The sequence below is a fragment of the Gemmata obscuriglobus genome (assembly GCF_008065095.1).
GTDB lineage: Bacteria > Planctomycetota > Planctomycetia > Gemmatales > Gemmataceae > Gemmata > Gemmata obscuriglobus.
The window spans coordinates 3,877,407-3,898,337 of record NZ_CP042911.1 but is presented as its reverse complement, the minus strand read 5'-3'; the positions used below and the strand labels follow the sequence as shown (position 1 = coordinate 3,898,337).

Sequence of the window (20,931 nt, the reverse complement as noted above, 5' to 3'; positions counted from 1 at the left end):
ACCGCGGGCCGTTTTGCTCAATAGAATGCCCTTCATGGACACGGGTGAGCCGCTTCAATTCGATGCCGTCCCCGTGCCCGTCCCTCCCGATGCCCCACTGGCGGTGGAACTGATCCCCGCCCCGAGCCCGTGGGCCGTCGCACGGAAGCTGTCACACCTTCCGCACCTTCTCTTCCTTGACAGCGCCGAGGAACACACTGAGCGTGGGCGGTATTCATACGTTGCGGCCGACCCGCGTGTCACTTTACTCACCCAACCGCCGGCGGGTGGAGAAACGAACGGGAACGAGGGGGAAAGTGGTACGCCGTTTGACCCGCTGGAGCGAGCGAAACTTCGCCTCCGTCAGTGCGCTCTCACGACGGTATCGGATCTGCCCCCGTTTCAGGGCGGGCTGGCCGGTTGTTTCGGCTACGGGTACGGGCGCTCGCTGGAGCGTCTTCCCCAGACCCGGTACGACGAGTTCCGGGTTCCCGACGTTGTGCTCGGCTTTTACGACTGGGTCTTCAGTTACGACCACACGTCACGCCGGGCGTGGCTGGTTTCGTCCGGTTTTCCGTTCGCGCCCGGTGACCGCTCGCAACGTGTTGAACGAGCCGCGGCACGCCTTCAAGAGGCGTTGCAGGTGCTGCGCACAGACCAGTCGGAGCGAGCGTCCCACTTGCCCCGATTGGGCGAGCGAATCGACCCCGCCCCACAGTACGCGCTGCCGGGTTTCCCGGGGGTGACGAGCAACTTCGACCGCGCCGGGTACGAGGACGCGGTGCGCCGGGCGGTCGAGTACATTCACGCCGGTGACTGCTTCCAGGTGAACCTGTCGCAGCGGCTGCTCGCCCCGCTCCGCGAGCACCCGTTGGAGTTGTACGGCCGGTTGCGGCGCCTCAACCCCGCACCGTTCGGCGGGTACTTCGATCTGGGCGACTACCAGCTTCTCAGCGCGTCACCGGAACGGTTCTTGCGGGTACACGCCGACGGCGCGGTTGAAACGCGGCCGATTAAGGGCACACGCCGGCGCGGGCGGACCCCTGAAGAAGATGCGGCCCTCGTTCGCGACCTCGTCACGAGTCCGAAAGACCGGGCCGAGAACGTGATGATCGTGGACCTGCTCCGCAACGACATCGGAAAGGTGTCGGTGTTCGGCTCGGTGCGGGTGCCGCGGGTGTGCGAACTGGAAACGTTCCGGTTCGTCCACCACCTGGTTTCCGAGGTGCGAGGGAAGTTGAAGCCCGAGGTCGGGCCGCTCGATCTCCTGACGGCATCGTTTCCCGGTGGGAGCGTGACCGGGGCGCCAAAGGTGCGGGCGATGGAGATCATCGCGGAGTTGGAGCCGACGGCTCGCGGCCCGTACTGCGGGTGCCTGGGGTGGGTCGGGTTCGACGGGGCGATGGACACGAATATCCTGATCCGCACGTTCACCGCGGGGGGCGGGTGGGTGCAGTTCCCGGTCGGGGGCGGGATCGTCGCCGACAGCGACCCCGCCCGCGAGTACGAAGAGACCCTCCACAAAGCCGCCGGCTTGCTACGAAGTTTGTGAGTTGAGGCTCCCGGTCCCGTCGGACAGCGGCAATGTCGCTGCCGGCGCTCGACCCGGGCGCGAGACCTGAAACGCGGGCCGTGCTAATGATCCTCGAAGCGCTCGTCACCACCACCGACGCCGACGGGGGCTTGCACCTCGCGCCGATGGGACCCTGGGTTACGGACGACTTCACGCGCTTCACGCTCCGCCCGTTCCCGACCTCCAACACCTACCAGAACCTGGTGCGCCGGCCCGAAGGCGTGTTGCACGTCACCGACGACGTGCTGCTGCTCGCGCGGGCGGCGGTCGGGCAACTGCCCGAGGCGCCGCCCGCGCGCCCGGCCGAGTGCGTGAGCGGCTTCGTGCTCGAAGACTGCTGCCGGTACTTCGAGTTCGTGGTCCGGTCGGCGGACGCGAGCGGCCCGCGGGTGCGTCTCGAGGCCGAGGTGGTGCGGGCCGGGCGGGTGCGCGACTTTTTCGGGTTCAACCGGGCGAAGCACGCGGTCGTGGAGGCCGCCATACTCGCGACCCGGCTCCACCTGATACCATTGGCCGAAGTGGCCGTCGAGTTCGCCAAACTCCGCGTGATTGTGGGCAAGACCGGCGGGCCGGCGGAGCACCGGGCGATGGAGATGCTGGAAACGAAACTGCGCGAAGCAGAGGGGCGCCGATGATTCGCGTGGTTGCGCCGAGCCGGCTGCACGCCGGGCTGTTTCACGTGCCCGGCGCGGGCGCGCCGCCGGCCGGCGAGCGGGCGTTCGGCGGCGTCGGGCTGATGGTGGACCTGCCCGGCGTGGTGGTGACGGCGCGCCCCGCCGCGGGGTGGCAGTTCGAAGGGGCGCTCGCCAGCCGCGCGCAAGTGTTCGCGATGCGGTTCCTGAGGTCCGTGCCCGAAGACCGCCTCCGCCCGCAACAGGTGCTGATCGAGCGCGCCCCGGCGGAGCACACGGGGCTCGGCGTGGGAACGCAGTTGGGCCTCGCGGTGGCGAAGGTGCTGGCGGTGGCGCACGGGGAAGCAGGACTGCCCTCGCCCGATCTGGCGGCACGGGTGGGGCGCGGCGAGCGGTCCGCCATTGGGGTTCACGGGTTCGATCACGGCGGGCTGCTGGTAGACGCCGGCAAACTGCCCGGCGAACCGGTGTCTCCGCTGCTGGCGCGGGTCGATTTGCCGGACGAATGGCGGGTCGTGGTGTTCACCCCTTCCGTCGCGGGCGGCTGGCATGGGGCGCGCGAGCGGCACGCGTTCTCGGTTGCGGCGGGCGGCGCCCCGGACGCGCTGCGGCGTCTCGCCCACGAGACGCTCCTGCCGGCGGCGCGGGCCGGAGATTCGGACGCGTTCGGCGACGCGCTGTACGAGTTCAACCGGAAGGCCGGGGAGCCGTTCGCCGCGGCGCAGGGCGGGGTGTACGCCTCGCCCGAGGTGGAGGCGCTGGTCGCCGACCTGCGGTCGCGGGGCGTCCGCGGGGTGAGCCAGAGTTCGTGGGGGCCGACCGTGTTCGCGCTCGCGCCGGACGCCGACACCGCCCTCTCGCTGGTGCTCCGGTTCCGCGGCCGGGTGCCGTGCTTCGTGGCGCGCCCGTCCAGCGGGCACCGCGTGGAACGCGAGTAACGCGAGCCGCTCTGCAAAGCTGGTGTCTGATCGATGACCCTTGAACGGGAGGCGTCATGCGATCGGGCATGGGCAAGGTGCCGGTCGAGCGCCCGCGGATCGGGCGCTCGCGAGCGGAGAGTTGGCTCGGTGAGGGTTACAAGAAGCGCGTGGGAAAATGTCTAGACGCTGGTGACCCGCCGCCCCGTTCGTGAAGGTATCAATCGCAGTTACGGTGGCCGGCTGAAACACTTCAACGAGCGCCTCGGCCCGCTCCGCCGGTTCCTCAGTGCAAACGTCGGTCGGCCGTGGGGCAAGATCTACGCGGAAAGCTATCGCCACGTTGACCGCGGGAACGTTGTCCAGAAGCACATCCTCACGCACTTGTTTCAGTATGTCGTCACGAACACGGTTCTGATCTACGGGGTGCCGCGGCGCGGCGTACGCGCGTCGGTACGGGGAACCCCTCCGCACGAGCGACCGCCGAGATCAGTGCTACGTGTGTCCGAAGTCGGGGCTGCTGCGCGCGAGCCGCTACGTTCGGCGGCCACTTCGGCGTGAGGAACCGGACCACACCCTCAAACTGAACAACCGCCAACTGTGCGTTTGCCGCGCCGGCAAGTGGGGGCTGATCACCGTGCTGATGACGGCGCGATGCACCCCACAGGAGCCGCCGCTGTACGACGCCGTGATTCAACAGCACCGTCAGAAGCGCGCCGGGAGTGCCGAAGTGGTCTGATGTTATCGGAACAACCGGTACACGGTGAGCCGGCGCCCGTTGTCGCGCCGCGAACTGCTCGCCCTGCCGATCCCGATCTACTGGCTAAAGTGACCGGCGCGTTCCGGAGTTTCCAGGGCCAGTACGGGTGCACCCTGGGACATGCAACGGAACTCGGCGCCGGTGGCCCGACGCGTCAGGTCGCCGAACTGGCTTCGGAGTACGTTTCCGGCCCCTCCCAGAGCCAGTTGGCGGCGACGTGTCGCTCCAGGGCCGTGCTCAGCGCCGCGCGGAACCGCTCTGGGGGGGCGCGGTCGATGCGCTCGCCCCCGATCGCCAGATCGCCCTCCACCAGCGGCAGCCCGGTGATGTCGAGCGGGCCGAACCGGCACGTCCGGGCGAACGCCGCGAAGTCCATCGGCTTCGGCGCGAGGTACTGGTCCCGCAGCCGCCAGTGGACCGCGAACTGCCGGTTGCGGAGCGCGCTGATCTCCTCCCGCGACCGCAACTCGGGCCGGGCGAGCAGGTCCTGTGCGTCACCGGCGTTGAGCAACCCGAGGCTGCACCAGAGCGGGTTGAGCGGCACCACCTCGTCGTGCGGCGGGATCTCGTACCGCTTCAGAGCCCACGCGAGCACGACCAGCCCTTCGAGGCGCCAGGTGGCGTCGGCCTGCTGCCGGCCGGTCAACTGTCCGAGCGGGCGGTGGAGCACCTCGCGCTCGGGCGGCTCGAACTCCGGGTCGATGCCGATCTCCCCGACCCACGCCAGCAGGTCCGCATAAGTTCGCTGGACGGTTTCAGACTGCGGGTCGTCCTGTTCGAGGATCGCGCGGGCGGTGACGGCGGTCAGTGCGAGTGCCCGCCGGGCGACCCGGCCCGGGGCGGGCGGGGCGGCGCCTTCCGGCGGCCCTTCGTCCGCGGCCCGCGGGCGCGAGGCGTCGTGCATCGCCGCCCCGAGCGGGCTGTCCAGCGACACCGATCCGTGCACTTTCGGCCACTCGGCGCCGGGGTCTTCGCCCTCTTCCCCGCGGGCGCTGAAGAGCACCCGGCCGCTCGCGTCGCGCAAACCGGACGGCGTGAACAGCACGCCGTCGAGGGCCTGGGTGAGGGCGAAGAGGAGGGACAGGCGCGGGTCGCCGTCGGGGTCGAAGTCCGGCTCGAAGAGGGTGCCGAGCGAGAACCGGAACGTGGTGGTGAGGAGCAGCACCTTCTCTTTGCGGGGCGTGTCGGGGAACCGCGCAAAGTACCCGCGCATCCCGGCCATTTGGTCCGACCAGCCCGGTTCGCTGTAGTACTCGGCGCTGTGGCGGAATGTCAGAACTTGCTCCGATCGGCCGCGCCCGAACGTGACGACCGCGTTCTCCCAGGTGCCGTCGGGGCCGTCGAGTTCGACCCGCGGGGCGTGCTCACGCAGGAACGCGGCGACGCCCGCCGGGTCCGCGATGCGGGCGAAGATGTTGATCGGTTCTTGGGCCATCGGCGGCACTCCACGGGGTCAGGCCGGAGCGCCCCGAGTTTACCCGTTCAGGCCAGGAATTGGTGAGTAATCGGCCATTTGAAGCAGTTCGCGGCTGACCCCGCGCGTGACGCGCAACTTTCCGGTGTCGAACAGCGTGCTCATGATGGTCCCGATCAGGTTCGTCACCTTGACCGGATCGCTGTTCGGTTCCCCGCCGTTCGCGCTCGACTTGCCGATCACCGCGCCGCCCGGGAGGCCCCCGCCCGCCAGGAGGAGCGGCCCCAGGTTGCCCCAGTGGTCGCGCCCGCCGGTTTTGTTGATCCGCGGCGTGCGCCCCATCTCGCCGCACGCGACCAGCAGCACCTTGTCTTCGAGCCCGCGGGCCTTGAGGTCGTCGAGGAACGCGCTGACCGCGTGGTCGAACGGCGGGGCCATGTAGCCCATGCCTTCGGTCACCGTCGCGTTGTTGCTGTCGGCGTGCATGTCCCACACGAAGTTCGTCGTGACGGTGACGAACCCCGCGCCCCGCTCCACCAGCCGGCGGGCGAGCAGCATGAGCTTGCCGAGCGTTTTCGCGTTGTCGGTGTAGTGCCGCCAGTTGTTCCACTTTTTGTTGATCGTGGTCACGTCGTACAGCTTTTCGGTGTCGTACCGCGCGACCGTTTTCGGGTCCTCTTTTGCGAGGTCGAACGCTTCGGCCGCGTTGCCCAGAAGGATGCCGAACGCCTTCTGGCGGGCCGCGTCCATCTGATCGAAGCCCGCGTCGCGGGTCGATTTTGCGGCGTCGAACGCGCGCAGCATTGCGCGGCGGTCGTCGAGGCGGTCCGCCGGCAGGTTGAGCATCATGTCCTTCTTGAGCGCCCCGTTGCCGTCGGGTTGAAAGGGGGCAGTGCTGGCGGGGAACGGCCCGTGCGATGCGAACTTGCCGAACCCGCTTTGCTCCGGCCCGGCGCCCGGATCGACCGCGCGCGGGAAGAGCACGCAGTTGGTGGGTAACCCGTTGCCCGGCAAACTGGCCCCGGCGGCGCTGGCGTACGCGCTGCCGATGTTGGCCATGTACGAGTCCTTGCCGACGATGGTCTTGATGTCGTGGTTGCCGTCGCCCGGGACGAACGACCGCACGACGCACAACCGGTCGGCGCGCGCCGCGAGTTCGGGGAACCCGCTCCCGAAGGTGACGCCCGGAACCGCGGTCTTGATTTCGCCGGTCGCCGAGCGGATCTCGGCCGGCGCGGTCATCTTGGGATCGAACGTCTCGAACTGGCTCGGTCCGCCGTGCATGAACAGGAACACGACGGCTTTGTCCGTGACCGGCTTCCCGAGTTCCGAGAGTTTCGTGCCGGCTCGCGTGGTGGGCAGGAGCCACGGAAGTGACAGGCCACCGAGTGCGAGACTGCCGACGCGGAGGAAGTCGCGCCGCCCGAGCCGGGCCGAGTCGCCGATGCGCAGCATGGGTTTCTCCGGGAGATCAGTTTCACCGCAGAGGGCGCAGAGGGGAGTTAGCCCAAGGATCGCCCTTTTGTCTTTCCTGAGCACTCTCGTGCCCTCTGCGGTGAAACGGCTTGCGTCAGGCCAATATCCCGCGGATCGGTTTGCCGCCGTGGGAAATGTGAATCGGGCGGTTGGTGTGATCGGGGACCATGCCCTCCGGGTCGACACCGACGAGGTGATAGACGGTGCTCACGAGGTCACCGGCGCTCACCGGGTGATCGGTCGGGTAGGCGGCGATTTTGTCCGTCGCGCCGTGGACGATACCGGGCTTCGTGCCGCCGCCCGCGAACAGGCAGAACCCGCACTGCGGCCAGTGGTCGCGCCCGGCGGCGCTGTTCACCTTGGGGGTGCGGCCCATGTCGCCGGTCACGACCACGAGTGTGCTCTCGAGCAACCCGCGATCGGTAAGGTCGTCGATCAGGGCCGACAGCGCGCGGTCGAGGAACGGCAGCAGCAGGTGCTTCAGCATGTTGAAGTTGTTGTTGTGCGTGTCCCAGTGGCCGTTCGGCTTGGCCTCGGTGTGAACGGTGACGAACGTCACGCCCGATTCGATAAGACGCCGAGCCAGCAACAGGCTCTGCGAGAACACGTCGCGCCCATAACGGTCGCGCAACTTTTCCGGCTCCTTCGAGAGGTCGAATGCGGTTTTCGCCTTCGGCGACAGCAGCAGCTCGAACGCGGCGTCGCGCCGCAAGTCGTGCCCCTTTGCCTCGAAGTGCGCGGCCTTCGATTCGAGTTGCTGCACGAGCGAGCGGCGGCCGTTCAGTGCGTCGAGCGTCAACTCGCCGCTAATTTTGGGCAACCGTGGCTCGCCGGTGAGCGCGACGTGCGGGTTGTAGAAGTCCTTGTTGCTGGACGTGTCGCTGCCCGAAAAGGTGTCGGCGACGCTGAACACCGGGTCGAATTTGGGTCCGAGGTAGCCGCCGTAGGGGCCGGCGCGGCGGAGCCCCTGGCTGTACCCGGGGAACGCGGGCAGCATCACGTACCCCGGCAGATCGCGGCTGTGGCCGACCCCGAAGTACTGGCAAACGCTCGGAACGCTCGGGTGGTTGGTGGGCCTGGCGAAGTAGTCCATTTGGTCCTGCCCGCCGTCAAACCCCGTCATCACTCCGTAAGGGTTGTGTGAGTTGTACTTGTGTGTGACGCTGCGCACGACCGCGAGCTTGTTGAGCCGCTGGGCGAGCAACGGCAGGTGCTCACACACTTGCACTCCAGGCAGCACTGTTTGTATGGGCCGGAACTCACCGCGGATTTCCGGCGGCGCGCTGGGCTTCATATCAAAGGTGTCGATGTGGGACGGGCCGCCGTACAGGTCGATGAGGATGACGGCCTTCGCCGGCGCCCTTTTTCCGGGCGATGCGTCCGAGCCTGTCACAGCGGAAGTAGGAACCGCGGCGGTGCCGCCGACCAGCGCGGCAAGCGAACCGGCGCGCAGCAGGTCGCGGCGCGTCAGACCGTCACAAGCGGCGGAAGGGTGGCCGAGGACCCGGAGCATGGCAGCGTTTCCGGGGAAGGGGCAGCAGGTGGGTTAGAACCCACTGAAGGTAGGAGTTTGAAAGGTAACCGCGTGCGCAATGCGGTTCAAGAACGAAATGGGAAGGTTGAGGAGGCTCTGGAATGACGAGAGGTTCCGCCCGGTGGAACGTGCTGGTGGTCGAGCAGGCCGTTGTGACGCGAAGTGCTCGCCGCTTAGTGCGTTCGGATTTTGTCAACCAGGGCGTCCGCCAGTTTGTGCTTGTTAGCCGCTTCCTGTGCCTTGCCATCGTCTCCGGTGCGAACGGCCTCGGCGTACAGCGTCCAACCCTCTTCGCAGAGCTGCATGTAATCGAGGACCAAGGTGAGGTGAGCGTCGTCGTGAGATGACGTTCCGCGAAGGGCGGCCAAACGTGTGCGGGCCTCCCGCCATTCGGGCAACAGACTGCGTTCGATCGTCTCAGCGAAGGCTTTGTCGTCGAGATCGCCACGAGACAGGCGTTCGTGACCGGTGCGAATGAACTGCCTCGCGCGCTTGTCCAGCTCTTCGCAGCGCTCAAGTTCCCGGTCGATCAGAACGATTTTCGGCGGCGCCACGGAGAGAAGGGTTAACCCGACCGTGATTACGACAAAGCCGCCGAAACCGGTCACGAAGTTTCGGGTCGGCCGCGCTGCGACCCCGGCGGGGGTGAACGGCCGGCTCAGCACCAACCCGCACAAGAAACCTGTGACGAATCCGCCCGCGTGGGCGGCGAGATCGATGTTCGGTTGCGTCAGCCCGAAGAACACGTTGTACGCGAGGAACCCGAGCCCGCTGTTTTTTAAGCCGGTCAGCGCGGCCGGCGGGATCGATGTCCGCTGGCGCTGGAGCAACCCGAGCAGCGCGCCGTAAATGCCAAACACGGCGCCAGAAGCGCCGGCACTGACGACACCCGGGTTAAGCCACAGGCTGGCCAAGCTCCCGCCCAGCCCCGAAACCAAGTAGGCGACCAAGAACCCCGCGTTCCCGAGCATCCGTTCCACCAACGGTCCGGTGGCCGAGAGCACCCACATGTTCATCAAGATGTGTAGGATGCCGATGTGGACGAACATGCACGTTAGCGCCCGCCACCACTCGCCGTTAAGCGTGTTGGGGCCGAAGTCCGCTCCCCACTTCAGTAGTTCAGCGGGACTCGGCTGGTTCAGACTCAACCCGGAGGCTCCCATGAGCCCGAAAATCACAAGGTTGATCGCGACGAGAACGCGAGTCACGGTCGGGCGGGGCGTGATTTCGGTGAGCGTTTGCCAGAACCGCGCCGTTGGGTCGTCGGTGTGGGGTTCGGCCGGTTGTGTTGCTCCCGGTTCCGTTACGACATCCGCCGCACCCGTCGGCTGAGCGGCCTCAGTCTCGGGCAACGGGTTGCGGCAGGACCCGCAGAACGCGTCCCAGGTGTCTGGGAGCGGCGCGGCACAATGGGGACACGACTGGGCCATCGGTGTCGTCCGTAAGTAGATGTTGAGTCGGGGCGAAGCGGCCGTGCTGGCGCGATCACACCAGCGCGTCTCTTACGACCTTGCCGTGAACGTCGGTGAGCCGAAAGTCGCGTCCCTGGAACCGGTAGGTGAGTTTCGTGTGGTCCAGACCCATCTGGTTGAGGATCGTGGCTTGCAGGTCGTGAACGTGAACCTCGTTCTCGACCACGTTGTAACCGATCTCGTCGGTTTTGCCGTGCAGGAGGCCCGGTTTGAACCCGCCGCCCGCGACCCACATCGTGTAGGCGTCGATGTGGTGGTCGCGGCCGACGGTCTCGCGCGTTTCGCCCATCGGTGTGCGCCCGAACTCGCCGCCCCACACCACGATTGTGCTGTCGAGTAGTCCCAGCCGCTTCAGGTCGCGGACCAGTGCGGCACAGGGCTGGTCGATCTCCTTGCAGATGTTCTCCAGCGGCTTCGTGAGGTCCAGGCTGCCGCCGTGGTGGTCCCAGTCGGTGTGGTACAGTTGCACGAACCGCACGCCGCGCTGCACGAGCCGCCGCGCGAGGACACAGTTGGCCGCGAAACTCGGCTTGCCCGGCTCCGCGCCGTACGCCGCGAGCGTTTTCTTGTCCTCCTTAGCGAGGTCCATCAGCTCCGGGGCCGAGGTCTGCATGCGGTAGGCCATCTCGTAGGCGGCGATGCGCGTCTGAATTTCTGGATCGCCGGTCGCCTCGTGACGGAGTTTGTTGAGGTCGCCGACGGCTTCAACGAACTCCCCCTGGTCCTTGTTGCTCACCCGCGGCGGCGGTGCGAGGTCGAGGATCGGGCTCGGCCCTTTGAGGAACGGCACCCCCTGGTACAGGCTGGGCAGGAAGCCGGAGCCGTACAGTGCCGCCCCGCCGCGCGGCCCGCGCGGGCCGGATTGCAGCACCACGAACCCGGGCAGGCTGTCGCTCTCGCTGCCCAACCCGTAGGTGAGCCAGGCGCCCATACTGGGGCGGCCGAACTGCGGGCTGCCCGTGTTGACAAAGCACTTCGCGGGGCCGTGGTTGAACACGTCCGTTTTCATGCCGCGGAACCAGCACAGTTCGTCCACGATCCCTTTGTGGTGGGTCAGCAGTTCGGATACGTCCATCCCGCACTGCCCGACCTTCTCGAACTTCCGCACCGTCCCCAGCAGCTTCGCGTCGCCCTTGATGAACGCGAACCGCTTGCCCTTGGTGAACGTCTCGGGGACCTTCTGGCCGCTCAGTTTGTTCAGCTCCGGTTTCGGCTCGAACAGCTCGAGCTGGCTCGGCGCTCCGGCCATGAACAGGAAGATGACTGCTTTCGCCTTCGCCGGGAAGTGTGGCTTTTTGGGCGCGAGCGGGTCGGTCCGCTCCTTCGCCCGCGAGTCGCGCGCGAGGAGCGAGCCCAGGGCCATCGCGCCAATGCCGACCCCGCAGTCGCGGAAGAAGTGCCGCCGGGTACGCGCCAGCGTGAGGGCGTCGTCAATTTCGTGGGTGGTCATTCAAGAGCCTCTCGCCCGGTGCCGAGCTTGCAATCGCCGAACGCCCGCTCCAAAAGTTCGGTACTCAGATCCGCGCCGCGAATCGCCCACCAGTACGGAACGTCTTCTTGAGGTTGCAGGTGATCGCGAACGGCCACCAGCCCGAGCAGCTCAATCGGATTGTGAGCACAGAAGTAGAAACCATCTTTCTCCGCGATCCAGTGACAGTCCGTTGGGAACTGGCCCTCTTCAATTACCTCGCCTGTTACGCGCAACGCGTACCCTTTGCTGGCGAGGAGTCGGAGGCACGTGTTGTGAACGTTGGCGTGGCTACCAAGCCCCATAACTCCTCACTCCCTCGTGATGAACTCGTCCAGGTTCATCAGCACGCGGGCCACCGCCGCCCAAGCCGTTTTCGGGTCGGCCTTGCGCCTGGCGTCCAGGTACGACCGAACCCGGCTCGCCTCCGCGTCGGTCGGTGTGCGCGCGAAGCACACCGCGAACGCGAAGGCGATCTTGCCGGCATCGTCCGACGGACTTGAGGACTCGATCCGTTTCCCGAGCGCCTCGGCGAACTCTACGAACGCCGGGTCGTTCGCCAGGTGCAGCGCCTGAAGCGGCGTGTTGCTCCGGTTCCGCTTCGTACACGCCACCTGCGCGTCCGCCGCGTCGAACGTGGCTAACAGCGGGTGCTGCGACTGGCGCCAGATGTACGTGTACATGCCGCGTCGGTAGCGGTCCGGGCCTTTGCTCTCGGCCCACGCGTGGTTGCTCTGCGTGAACTGGAACAGCTCCCGCGGCTGCGGCGGGAACACGCCCGGGCCGCCGAGCTTCGGGTTCAGCAGCGCGCTTGCCGAAAGTGACACGTCGCGGATGATCTCGGCTTCTAACCGCAACCGCGACTGACGGCCCAGGAGCAGGTTACGCGGGTCCTTCTCGGCCAGCTCGGGCCGGGCCGCCGACGACTGTTTATAGGTGTCCGATGTCACGATCAGTTTGTGCAGGCGCTTGAAACTCCACCGGCCCGACGGCGACGCGAACTCGACCGCGAGCCAGTCGAGCAGTTCGGGGTGGGTTGGGAAGCTGCCCTGGAGGCCGAAGTCGTTTTCCGTTTCGACCAGGCCCCGTCCGAAGAACGTTTGCCACGCGCGGTTCACCGTCACCCGCGCGGTAAGCGGGTTGTCCGCACTGGTCAGCCACTTGGCAAGATCGAGGCGGGTCAGGCGCTTCTCGGCCGGCGTGGTTCCGACGGCGGCGGGGTAACCCGGCTGAACTTCCTCGCCCTTGCGGAGGAAATCGCCGCGGACCTGCACGAATGTCTGCCGCGGTTTCGCGCGCTCGCGCATCACCAGCGTCGTGGGCACCTGGCCCTGAACCTTCTTGATCTCCGCCAAAAGCTTCTTGGTTTCGGCGTCGTTGCCCGCTAGACGGGCGGTGGCGACCTTCGTTTGAAGCTCCGCGATCCGCTTTTCCAGGTCCGCCGGCCCGCCGATCGGGATGGTGGGCTCGTCACAACTGTCGAAGAACGCGTACAGCCGGTAGTAGTCCTTCGCAGGCAGCGGGTCGTACTTGTGGTCGTGGCACTGGGCGCACCCGAACGTGAGCCCCAGCCACACGGCACCGGTCGTGTTGGCGCGGTCGATGGTCCGCTCGACCCGGAACTGCTCGGGGTCGGTGCCGCCCTCCTCGTTGAACGCCGTGTTGCGGTGGAACCCGGTCGCGACCTTCTGGTCCAGTGTCGCGCCCGGGAGCAGGTCGCCGGCGAGTTGCTCCCGCGTGAACTGGTCGAAAGGCATGTCGGAATTAAGGGCTTTAATGACCCAGTCGCGGTACGCCCAGATCTGCCGCGGGCCGTCGATCGTGTACCCGTTGCTGTCGGCGTAGCGCGCCAGATCGAGCCAGTGGCGCGCCATCCGCTCTCCGTAGTGCGGGGAGGCGAGCAACCGGTCCACCACCGTCTCGTAGGCGCCGGACGACTTATCCGCCAGGAAGTCTTCAACCTCCTTCGGGGTCGGGAGCAACCCCGTGAGGTCGAGCGTGACGCGGCGAATGAGCGTCGATTTGTCGGCCTGCGGCGCCGGCTCCAGCCCGTCTTGGGCGAGCCGCGCGCGGACGAACGCGTCGATCGGGTTGGCGGCCGGCGCGGCCTTCGGAACGTCGGGGCGTTTCGGAGGGACGAACGCCCAGTGCGGCCGGTACTCGGCCCCCTCATCGATCCACTTCTTGAGCTTCGCGATTTGTTCGGGAGTGAGCCGGTCCGCAGTGTCAGGAGGTGGCATCCGGCCCGTGTCGCTGTCGTCGAGCAGGACGCGCTCGATCAGTGTGCTGTCGGCGTGCTTCCCGGGTGTAAGTGCGCCCTTTTTGACGGCCGCGTCGCGGTCGTCAAGCCGCAGCTTGGCCTTTTGCGTGCCGGGGCCGTGACACTTGAAGCACTTGTCCGACAGGATCGGGCGGATGTCGCGCGCGAAGTCCACTTTCTCAGCCGCCCTGCATGGGAGCGTGAGGGCGACAACGGCCGCAAAGGTCAGGAGGAGACGAGTCGGCATGGCGGCTCCGGTGGCAGCCCGAAGCTGGAGAGCTTCCGCGGGGGAGATAACGTGATTGTCGCGGCTGCGGAGCACGGTAGCAAGCGAAACAACAAGCAGAAACAGTTATGGGGTCACGTCGCGGTTTGTAATGCACCTCGCGACCTCCGGCGAGGAAGAGGCAAATGCGTAGGGCGTGTTCGTCGTAACTGATGAGGAGGGCGAGCCATGAGTACGTCACGTGCAGCAGATGAAGGTACTGCCGGGTGAGGCGGAGACTTCCAAACGCCCGACTGCATCGACGCCCCCGGTGCCCGGCGACGACGCCCTGACGCGCCCGGGGTGGTCCCCGAACTGGGTCGTGAGGACGTGCGTGGCGAGCCCCGAGGCGCGTTCGTCGTTCGGACCGATGACGGCTGCGTAGGGTCAGGAGCGGCACTTCGATAACGCCCCGCGGAAAGTGTTCGTGTCCAACGGGAGCGAATACAGCCACTCAATTGATCTTGTGAATTTGACCACTTTCGAACTGGTCGTCGACTTCCGGAACGCGGCGTATTGGCAGGGCCGGGTTGGGGACGTGTTCGCCGAACTCGAGCAGTTACGGGAAAGATGTAGCGCGACGGTTTGAGTTCGGGTACGACGGAGGAGACATTACGGGAGCCTCCGAGACGTGCGTATTCGATGGATTTGCGTGAGGGGTTGTGGGCCGACTGCCAGCTGGCGCTGAAGCCCCCTGCCCTGGCGTAGAAGTACTCAGCGAGCGCGTCCTGGGCGCGCCGGCTCAAGGCCACCGGATCGTTGGCCCCGCATACACGCAGCACCAGCCGGCCGGTCACGTTCGCCGCGTGCGGGTGCGGGAACTGGTCCGCGCCGACCCGGCCGAGTTGCACCGACGGTTGGGCCTGAAGGTCAGCATCGCGGCCCTACCCCGGGCAAACGCACTCAATTTGCCTGGATTTCGATGGATTCATACCCCAAACCGTCACCGCCCCTGCCGAGTTGCCACCATCGACAAGATCGAGAGCTTCTTCTCCACCGTCCACGAGGCGTTGATACCCGACGAGTGCGGCGACTCCATCCGCCACGGCGGATACACAGCTAAACAATAACCGAAATCGCTCTAAACAGGCAAAAACGCTTGAAAGCCATAAAAAACGCCATCTGCGTCTTGACGCAGATGGCGTTGTAGCGGAGAGGGAGGGATTCGAACCCTCGATACCCTTGCGGGTATATCGGTTTTCGAGACCGACGCATTCGACCACTCTGCCACCTCTCCAAGTGGCTGAAATCCTAAGCTGCTAGTATTCCCATCGTCATTTCAGACTCTGAACTTTACTATCCAGAGCACTACAGTTACGCTAATCGGTGTAGGAGATAGTTGTCCTTGCCGGGTTGCAGCCGTCAGGAGACACCACTTCAAACCGTTACAGCGAGGATGACGCCTAATGAAGTCTATGGGTTCGCACGCGCCGAAGCAATCCCCCCGATCGGCCTAATACATGAGCCGTTTGCGGCGTCCCATCTTCCGACAGAAAGGCGCCCCCTCCTGATTCGCATCCAGTTACTCACGAGCGATGCGGAAAGCCTCGATGCCCTCATTCCGTTCGACCGATGACCTTCAGCTTCGAGATCGTGTGCAGATCGCGCTGATGACGCACCACGGGGCGCGCGTCAGGACAGTGCCGCCGATTTCAGCGTCTACCGCAAGACCGTTGCCGGCGGATCAACGCCTACTTGATGCCGCGATCGACGCGCTGCGGTCCCGGAAAGGCGGAGGTAAGGCCGGCCACCCCAACGGGCGCTGGCTGAGGGCGTTCGCACGTGGGGCATCACAGGGCTGACCTAACAGGGGCTGGATGGATCAACTGGACCTGTAATAAGTTAATTGGTTTGTGTTAAAAAATTTAATTTAACGTTTGAATTTTCGTGCAAAGCATCTCTCGGCGATCGGGTTTCGCCGGTACCGGGTCCGGACCGGAGCGTGTCGTCCATGAACGGTACGCACCGCCACTCCTTATGAAATACCCGTTCCATTGTCCGTGCGAGTGATTGCGTGTTACTCGCCTTGGTCGTACTATCAAGGCAGAACTGCCAGAAGAAGTGACGCCGCCGTTGAGGACCCGGTCATGTTGCGGGCCACATCAGAACTCATTCGTCACGCAATTGGTCTAGTGTATCCGGATTCTTGTCTTGTTTGTGATGCTGAAGAACCACCCGACGGCGCGCTTCGGCACGGACTCTGCTCCGAATGTCGTCGCGCGATCGTGTCGGACCCGTTTCCGGCGTGCCCATGGTGTGCGCAAACGGTTGGTCCACACGCCGACATTTCTAAAGGCTGCGGTGAGTGCCGCGGCGCGGGCTTCGCGTTCGATTCCGCGGTGCGTCTCGGGCCGTATGAAGGGAAGCTGCGCGACGCGATACTGCGCATGAAGTTGCTCTCCGGAGAAGGACTCGCCGATCGTCTCGGTCGGGTGCTGGTTGAAGAGCGGGGCACTGCGCACGCGTTGGCCGAGATCGACACCGTTGTGCCAGTTCCGCTCCACTGGTGGCGCAAATGGACACGGGGTTACAACCAGTCGGAAGCTCTGGCGCGGGAAATCGCCAGTTCTCTCGGCCGGTCATACGAGCCACGCGTGCTGCGTCGGGCACGTTTTACGACACAGCACGCGCAACCGACACGTTCGGCACGGCTAATAAACATGAGGGACGTTTTCCGCGTGCGATCGAGCGCAAGAGTCGCCGGAAAAGCGGTACTGCTCGTGGATGATGTGATGACCACGGGCAGCACCGCGAGCGTGGCTGCAAAGGCGCTTCGCGACGCCGGTGCTGAGCGTGTCGTGGTCGCGGTCCTGGCCCGGCGGTAGGAGTTACGCGGGCCAGTTCGGAAATGCAGGGAGGTGGGGGCCTGACGGGTTGATGAGTCGCGCACTGGCCACCGTTGCGGCGCGAGATTGGCAATAGGAATCAGCAGCGTTCGTTGATGATGTGGCCTGCGTTGGTGTGATACCAAATAGGTTAAGGCCCGCGACGTTCCGGGGGGTGCGACGCGGGTCCAAATGGGGGAAAAGGAATGACTCGTTTCGCGATGAGCTTCGTGGGCGTATTGGCGTTCAGCACCTTCTCGCTGGCCGGCCCGGGTGAACTGTTCACGGAGAAGGAAAAGGACTTCGGGGTCAGCCCGAAGGGGACCGTTCTGGTGCATTACTTCCGGTTCACCAACACGACCAAAGAGACTATCACTCTGGGGCAGCCACGCGTCTCGTGCGGGTGTGTGACCCCGGCTCTGACGGCCAACCGCGTGGCGCCGGGCGAGACGGCCGCGGTGATCGCGTACATGGATACGAAGCGCATCCCGCACGCCGGCATCACCAAAACCGTTTTGGTCTACGTGCCGTTCCAGGGGCCGCAGTTTGAGGAGGTGGCGCTGAAGGTCACCACCGTCACCCGCGACGACCTGATGATGTCTCCCGACACGCTTGCGTTCGGCAGCGTGGTGAAGGGGAAGGGGGCGACGGTGTCGACGAAAGTCAGCTTCACCAGTGACCCTAAGTGGACGGTCAACAAGGCGACCAGCACCGGCGGGTTCGTGAACGTCGAGGCGAAGCTGGCGTCACGCAGCGGTAGCATCGTCACCTACGACATCACCGCGACACTCGACAAGGAGTGCCCGGCCGGGAACTGGACATCGGACGTGCTGCTCGAGACCTCGAACGCGGCGGTCGCAAAGCTCCGCATCCCGGTGACGGTGAACGTGACGGTGGCGGTGGCCGCGCTGCCGGAGCGGGTGTCGTTCGGTGATGTGAAGATGGGCGCCGCGACCGCGGAACAGAAGGTGACGATTCAGGGCAGCGCTCCGTTCAAGATTCTGGAAGTGAAGGGCGCTGATGATCAGCTGACGGTCAAGGTTGAAAAGGACAGTGCGAAGCCTGTTCACACGGTCGTCATCGCGGCGAGCCCAACCGCTACCGGCGGATTCACCCGGTCGGTCGAGATCGTGACCGACAACAAGGACCAGCCGACCGTTATCGTGCCGGTGACCGCGAAGGTTGTGAGCAAATAATACTCACGCTCAATCTGTGACAAACGCCGGGGCGGAACTCCCGGCGTTATTCCGTTTCAGACGCCGAAGGCGGTGCGGGTCCAGTTGCTTCTCGATCCCTGTCGTCCGGCTCACAAGGCTGTTGCTCTTTTCACCGAATGCCCGTTCCTCATTGAACGGGCATTCGGGGATAATGCCATGAGCTTGTCGTGCGGCCGTAGGGTTCGTGCAATGACCGCGTGACCGTGTTGCGATGCACTCGAAAGGTCTACTCTTTTTTCTTTCGTGTTTTGGGTTTGGCTTTCGGTTTCGGGACTTCTTCTTCGGTTAGTAGCGCCGCGATTGTTGGCCCGCCCATATCCACCCCGGCGACCCGCGCCGCCAGCCGCGCCACCTCGTCCGCCAACGGGGTACGCTTGTAGCGATACACGCCGTCGCCGAACGCCACCTCCGACTCGTCGTCGGCGCGCATCTGCTCGGACACGCACAGTACGAACTTTCCCGGAACCCCTTTCGACAGGTTTCGGTAGTGCGTCTCGATGTCGCCCTTGCGCCAGAAGCCGAAGATCTCCACGAACACCTCTTTGCCGGTCTCCGTGTGCGTGAGCTTGAAGTCCGGCACCCAGGTGTTCGACGGCAGCAGGATCGGGTGCGGGTCCGAATCGATCGTCCAGCCCTTCACCTTAGCCGCGAACGAATCGGCGAACATTTGCAGTTCGGGGGGCGTGTAGACGCCGAAGTCGGGCGCGTGCGACTTCAACCCGTCGAGGCCCGAGAGCTGAAACGTTTTCTCCTTACGCTCCGCGCCCCACCGGATGTTCGCCCGGAGGTCGAACGCTTTGCAGTGTAAGAGAGTGGGCAGGAACATCGCGAGCTGGAGCCCGTACTTGTTCGTGGACGAGAACAGCGAGAGCGGGCCGTCGAGCGTGAGCTTGTAGCTACCGCCCGGGGTTTCCTGGATCGTGCAGATGAGCCGGTGGAACTTCACGGCACGGAACAGTTGCCTGAACCGGGCCGGCGTTTCCGCGTACACCCGCACCTCCAGTAGCGTGGCGCGGAGCAGAATCGCCTGTGCTAGTGCGACATTATAGCGGTTGAGCAGTTGCTCAGCGGTGATGTCGTCGAACGAGATGACGCGCTGCTCGTCCTTGAGGTCGGCGAACAGACTGCGGTCGATGTCTTCGGGCCGAATGGTGAGCGACAACTGCTCGGCCACCTGGCGCATGACCGCGGCGCGGTCGAACGGGCGCATCGAATTAGCGGCCTCGGCGCGCTCGACGGCCGCGGCCTTGAACACCGCCTCGCGGAGCTGGTCTGGCGGGTGGTCCGCGGACACCTCGAACTCGCACCGGTCTTCAAGCAGCTTCGCGAGTCCCGCGGGGAGCAGCCCGCGGGGCCCTTCGGGGATGAGGTCCGAGAACTCCTCCTCGATCTCGCCACGCGTGCGCCCGGGCGCGTTGCGGTACGCGAGCAGGAGCTGCTCGGCGAGCGCGCGCAGGCTTTCGTCACTGGGTTCGATGTACAGCGGCACGAGCTTGTTCTTCGCGTGCCGCACCCGAACCATCTTACCGGTCAACATAAAGCACTATTCACCGCAGAGGGCACGAGAGCGGGCAAAGAAGCCCATAAGAGCACTGGTGGTTGCATACTCTTTGAACGGCTCTGCGCCCTCTCGAGCCCTCTGCGGTGAATCCTCTTCTTGGTTACTGGAACGCGCGGTGCTGGCGGCGGCGGTCGCTCACAAACTCCTCGGCTGTGTTCCGTGTGATCACCTCGTACAGCACCGCCTGTTTGTCCGCATACTTCCGCAGGATGCGCCCGAGCCGCTGCACGTTCTCGGTCGCGCTGCCGGTGCCGGCCAGTACGATGCCCACTCCCGCCGCGGGCACGTCCACGCCCTCGTTGAGCACCTGACACGTCACGACCGCGTTGAAGGCGCCGGAGTGGAAGTTCGCCAGGATCGCTTTGCGCTCCTTGGGCTTCGTCTGGTTCGTCATCGCGGGGATCAGGTACCGGCGCGCGACCTCGTACACCGTGGCGTTGTCGGCGGTGAAGATCAGGACGCGGTCGTTGGCGTGCTGCTGGAGCAGGTTCTCAAGCTTTCGGAACTTGCCGCTGGGCGTTTGCATGATGCGCTTCTGCTCGCGGTACGCGCGGACCGCCTTCCAACCCTCCGGGGCTTTGCTGGCCTCGAAGAGGAACCGGCGGAACCCGTCCGGGCCGCTCATGCTGATGCCGCGGTCGGCAGCGAACTTGCGGTACTCTTCGCGGCAGTTGCGGTACGTTTCCTCTTCCTCCTGGGTCAGCTCGACGTACACCCGGCGCGTTTCGTAGGGGGCCAAGAACTCCCCCGCAACGTCGGTGATGTCGAGGCGGTACGAGATCGGGCCGATGAGTTGCGGGAACATCTGCTCGCCGCCGTCGGCGCGCTCGGGCGTTGCGGTCAGCCCCAGCCGGAAGGGGGCGAGGCTGGCGTTCGCGGCTTCGGAGTACGACGGCCCCGGAAGGTGGTGGCACTCGTCGAACACGATCAGGCCGTACTTGTTCGCCCACGTTTCTAGATGGATGTACGCCGAGTCATAGGTGGTGACCGTGAGGGGCTGGAAGTTGCGCTCGTTCCCGCCGACCATCCCGACCGTGACGCCGAAGCTCTGCTCCAGCTCGCGCGCCCACTGCACCATCAGGTCGATTTTCGGCGTCACGATGATGGTAGGGCGGCCCACCTTCTCGATGCACAGGAACGCGACGAACGTCTTCCCGGTGCCGGTCGGCATCACCACCACGCCGCGGCGCCCGGCCTTCGTCCAGTCGGCGACGGCCGCGAGCTGGTAGTCGCGGGCGGTGCGCTCGGCGCTGAGCCTCCACCCGCTCGGCTCCTTCGGCCAACCGCGGGCGGCGTCCTCATACGGCAGCTTCTCTTTAATCAGGTGCTCAACGACGGTGCGGTAGTGCCGGCCCTGCGCGCGGTGTGTGGACGTGCGGGGATCGAACACGACTCCCGGCAGGTCGCTGTACACGAACCCGTCGGGGCCGCCCGTCACGGTCACGGTGCCGCGATCGTAACCCAGCAAGACCGGTGTGTCGCTCATGCCGGAATTATGCCACCGCGGCCGGCACTTTCCTAGCGCAGGTAGGTTAGCATCGGGCCGCGGTGGCATTTTTTGCGCGACGCGCGCCGGCC

The 20,931-nt window shown here is 65.6% G+C and carries 15 protein-coding genes and 1 tRNA gene; 6 read left to right on the top strand and 10 right to left on the bottom strand.

Annotated features, from left to right (window positions below):
- Positions 1 to 73: 73 nt before the first annotated feature.
- The 4 genes from pabB (at position 74) to GobsT_RS16180 (ending at position 3,840) form a co-directional block, all read left to right on the top strand.
- Positions 74 to 1,531, top strand: coding sequence for an aminodeoxychorismate synthase component I (pabB, locus tag GobsT_RS16195; RefSeq protein ID WP_210418840.1), 1,458 nt, complete (start codon positions 74 to 76; stop codon positions 1,529 to 1,531).
- 32 nt (positions 1,532 to 1,563) lie between these two features.
- Positions 1,564 to 2,187: a DUF447 domain-containing protein gene (locus tag GobsT_RS16190; protein ID WP_232068360.1), complete on the top strand. Its 624-nt coding sequence runs from the start codon at positions 1,564 to 1,566 to the stop codon at positions 2,185 to 2,187.
- Positions 2,184 to 3,122 (top strand): Beta-ribofuranosylaminobenzene 5'- phosphate synthase (mptG), encoded by a 939-nt coding sequence (locus tag GobsT_RS16185; protein WP_010036597.1) that lies wholly within the window; start codon positions 2,184 to 2,186, stop codon positions 3,120 to 3,122. Before GobsT_RS16190 ends, GobsT_RS16185 begins: the two co-directional genes overlap by 4 nt.
- Positions 3,123 to 3,600: 478 nt before the next feature.
- On the top strand, positions 3,601 to 3,840 hold the full coding sequence (locus GobsT_RS16180; protein ID WP_010036589.1) for a hypothetical protein: 240 nt from the start codon (positions 3,601 to 3,603) through the stop codon (positions 3,838 to 3,840).
- Between the two features lie 175 nt (positions 3,841 to 4,015).
- Here GobsT_RS16180 and GobsT_RS16175 read toward each other — a convergent pair whose 3' ends face one another.
- The 8 genes from GobsT_RS16175 to GobsT_RS16140 all read right to left on the bottom strand — a co-directional run bounded on the left by GobsT_RS16175 (position 4,016) and on the right by GobsT_RS16140 (position 14,987).
- Entirely contained in the window at positions 4,016 to 5,296 is a 1,281-nt protein-coding gene (locus GobsT_RS16175; protein ID WP_010036587.1) for a DUF4272 domain-containing protein, read from the bottom strand.
- Between the two features lie 39 nt (positions 5,297 to 5,335).
- Positions 5,336 to 6,730, bottom strand: coding sequence for a DUF1501 domain-containing protein (locus GobsT_RS16170; protein ID WP_010036586.1), 1,395 nt, complete (start codon positions 6,728 to 6,730; stop codon positions 5,336 to 5,338).
- A 115-nt stretch (positions 6,731 to 6,845) separates the two neighbouring features.
- A complete protein-coding gene (locus tag GobsT_RS16165) occupies positions 6,846 to 8,264 on the bottom strand; it encodes a DUF1501 domain-containing protein (RefSeq protein ID WP_010036585.1) in 1,419 nt (472 codons plus the stop codon).
- 194 nt (positions 8,265 to 8,458) lie between these two features.
- On the bottom strand, positions 8,459 to 9,448 hold the full coding sequence (locus GobsT_RS16160) for a rhomboid family intramembrane serine protease (protein WP_261340040.1): 990 nt from the start codon (positions 9,446 to 9,448) through the stop codon (positions 8,459 to 8,461).
- Between the two features lie 322 nt (positions 9,449 to 9,770).
- Complete coding sequence (locus GobsT_RS16155) at positions 9,771 to 11,207, bottom strand: DUF1501 domain-containing protein (RefSeq protein ID WP_010036582.1); 1,437 nt, start codon at positions 11,205 to 11,207, stop codon at positions 9,771 to 9,773.
- Positions 11,204 to 11,530 carry a hypothetical protein gene (locus tag GobsT_RS16150; RefSeq protein ID WP_010036579.1) on the bottom strand — a complete coding sequence of 109 codons (327 nt, stop codon included), beginning with the start codon at positions 11,528 to 11,530 and terminating at the stop codon, positions 11,204 to 11,206. The genes GobsT_RS16155 and GobsT_RS16150 overlap by 4 nt, the downstream gene beginning before the upstream one ends.
- Before the next feature lie 6 nt (positions 11,531 to 11,536).
- Positions 11,537 to 13,732 carry a PSD1 and planctomycete cytochrome C domain-containing protein gene (locus GobsT_RS16145; protein WP_063744571.1) on the bottom strand — a complete coding sequence of 732 codons (2,196 nt, stop codon included), beginning with the start codon at positions 13,730 to 13,732 and terminating at the stop codon, positions 11,537 to 11,539.
- Positions 13,733 to 14,900: 1,168 nt separating this feature from the next.
- Positions 14,901 to 14,987, bottom strand: a tRNA-Ser gene (locus GobsT_RS16140).
- A gap of 850 nt (positions 14,988 to 15,837) precedes the next feature.
- Between GobsT_RS16140 and GobsT_RS16135 the strand changes: the two genes are divergently transcribed.
- Positions 15,838 to 16,575 carry a ComF family protein gene (locus GobsT_RS16135; RefSeq protein WP_071529251.1) on the top strand — a complete coding sequence of 246 codons (738 nt, stop codon included), beginning with the start codon at positions 15,838 to 15,840 and terminating at the stop codon, positions 16,573 to 16,575.
- 206 nt (positions 16,576 to 16,781) lie between these two features.
- Positions 16,782 to 17,771: a DUF1573 domain-containing protein gene (locus GobsT_RS16130; protein WP_029600737.1), complete on the top strand. Its 990-nt coding sequence runs from the start codon at positions 16,782 to 16,784 to the stop codon at positions 17,769 to 17,771.
- Between the two features lie 247 nt (positions 17,772 to 18,018).
- Here GobsT_RS16130 and GobsT_RS16125 read toward each other — a convergent pair whose 3' ends face one another.
- Both GobsT_RS16125 and GobsT_RS16120 read right to left on the bottom strand, forming a co-directional pair.
- Positions 18,019 to 19,329 (bottom strand): DUF790 family protein, encoded by a 1,311-nt coding sequence (locus GobsT_RS16125; RefSeq protein ID WP_010036563.1) that lies wholly within the window; start codon positions 19,327 to 19,329, stop codon positions 18,019 to 18,021.
- A 124-nt stretch (positions 19,330 to 19,453) separates the two neighbouring features.
- Positions 19,454 to 20,839 (bottom strand): DEAD/DEAH box helicase family protein, encoded by a 1,386-nt coding sequence (locus GobsT_RS16120; RefSeq protein ID WP_010036560.1) that lies wholly within the window; start codon positions 20,837 to 20,839, stop codon positions 19,454 to 19,456.
- Positions 20,840 to 20,931: the final 92 nt, after the last annotated feature.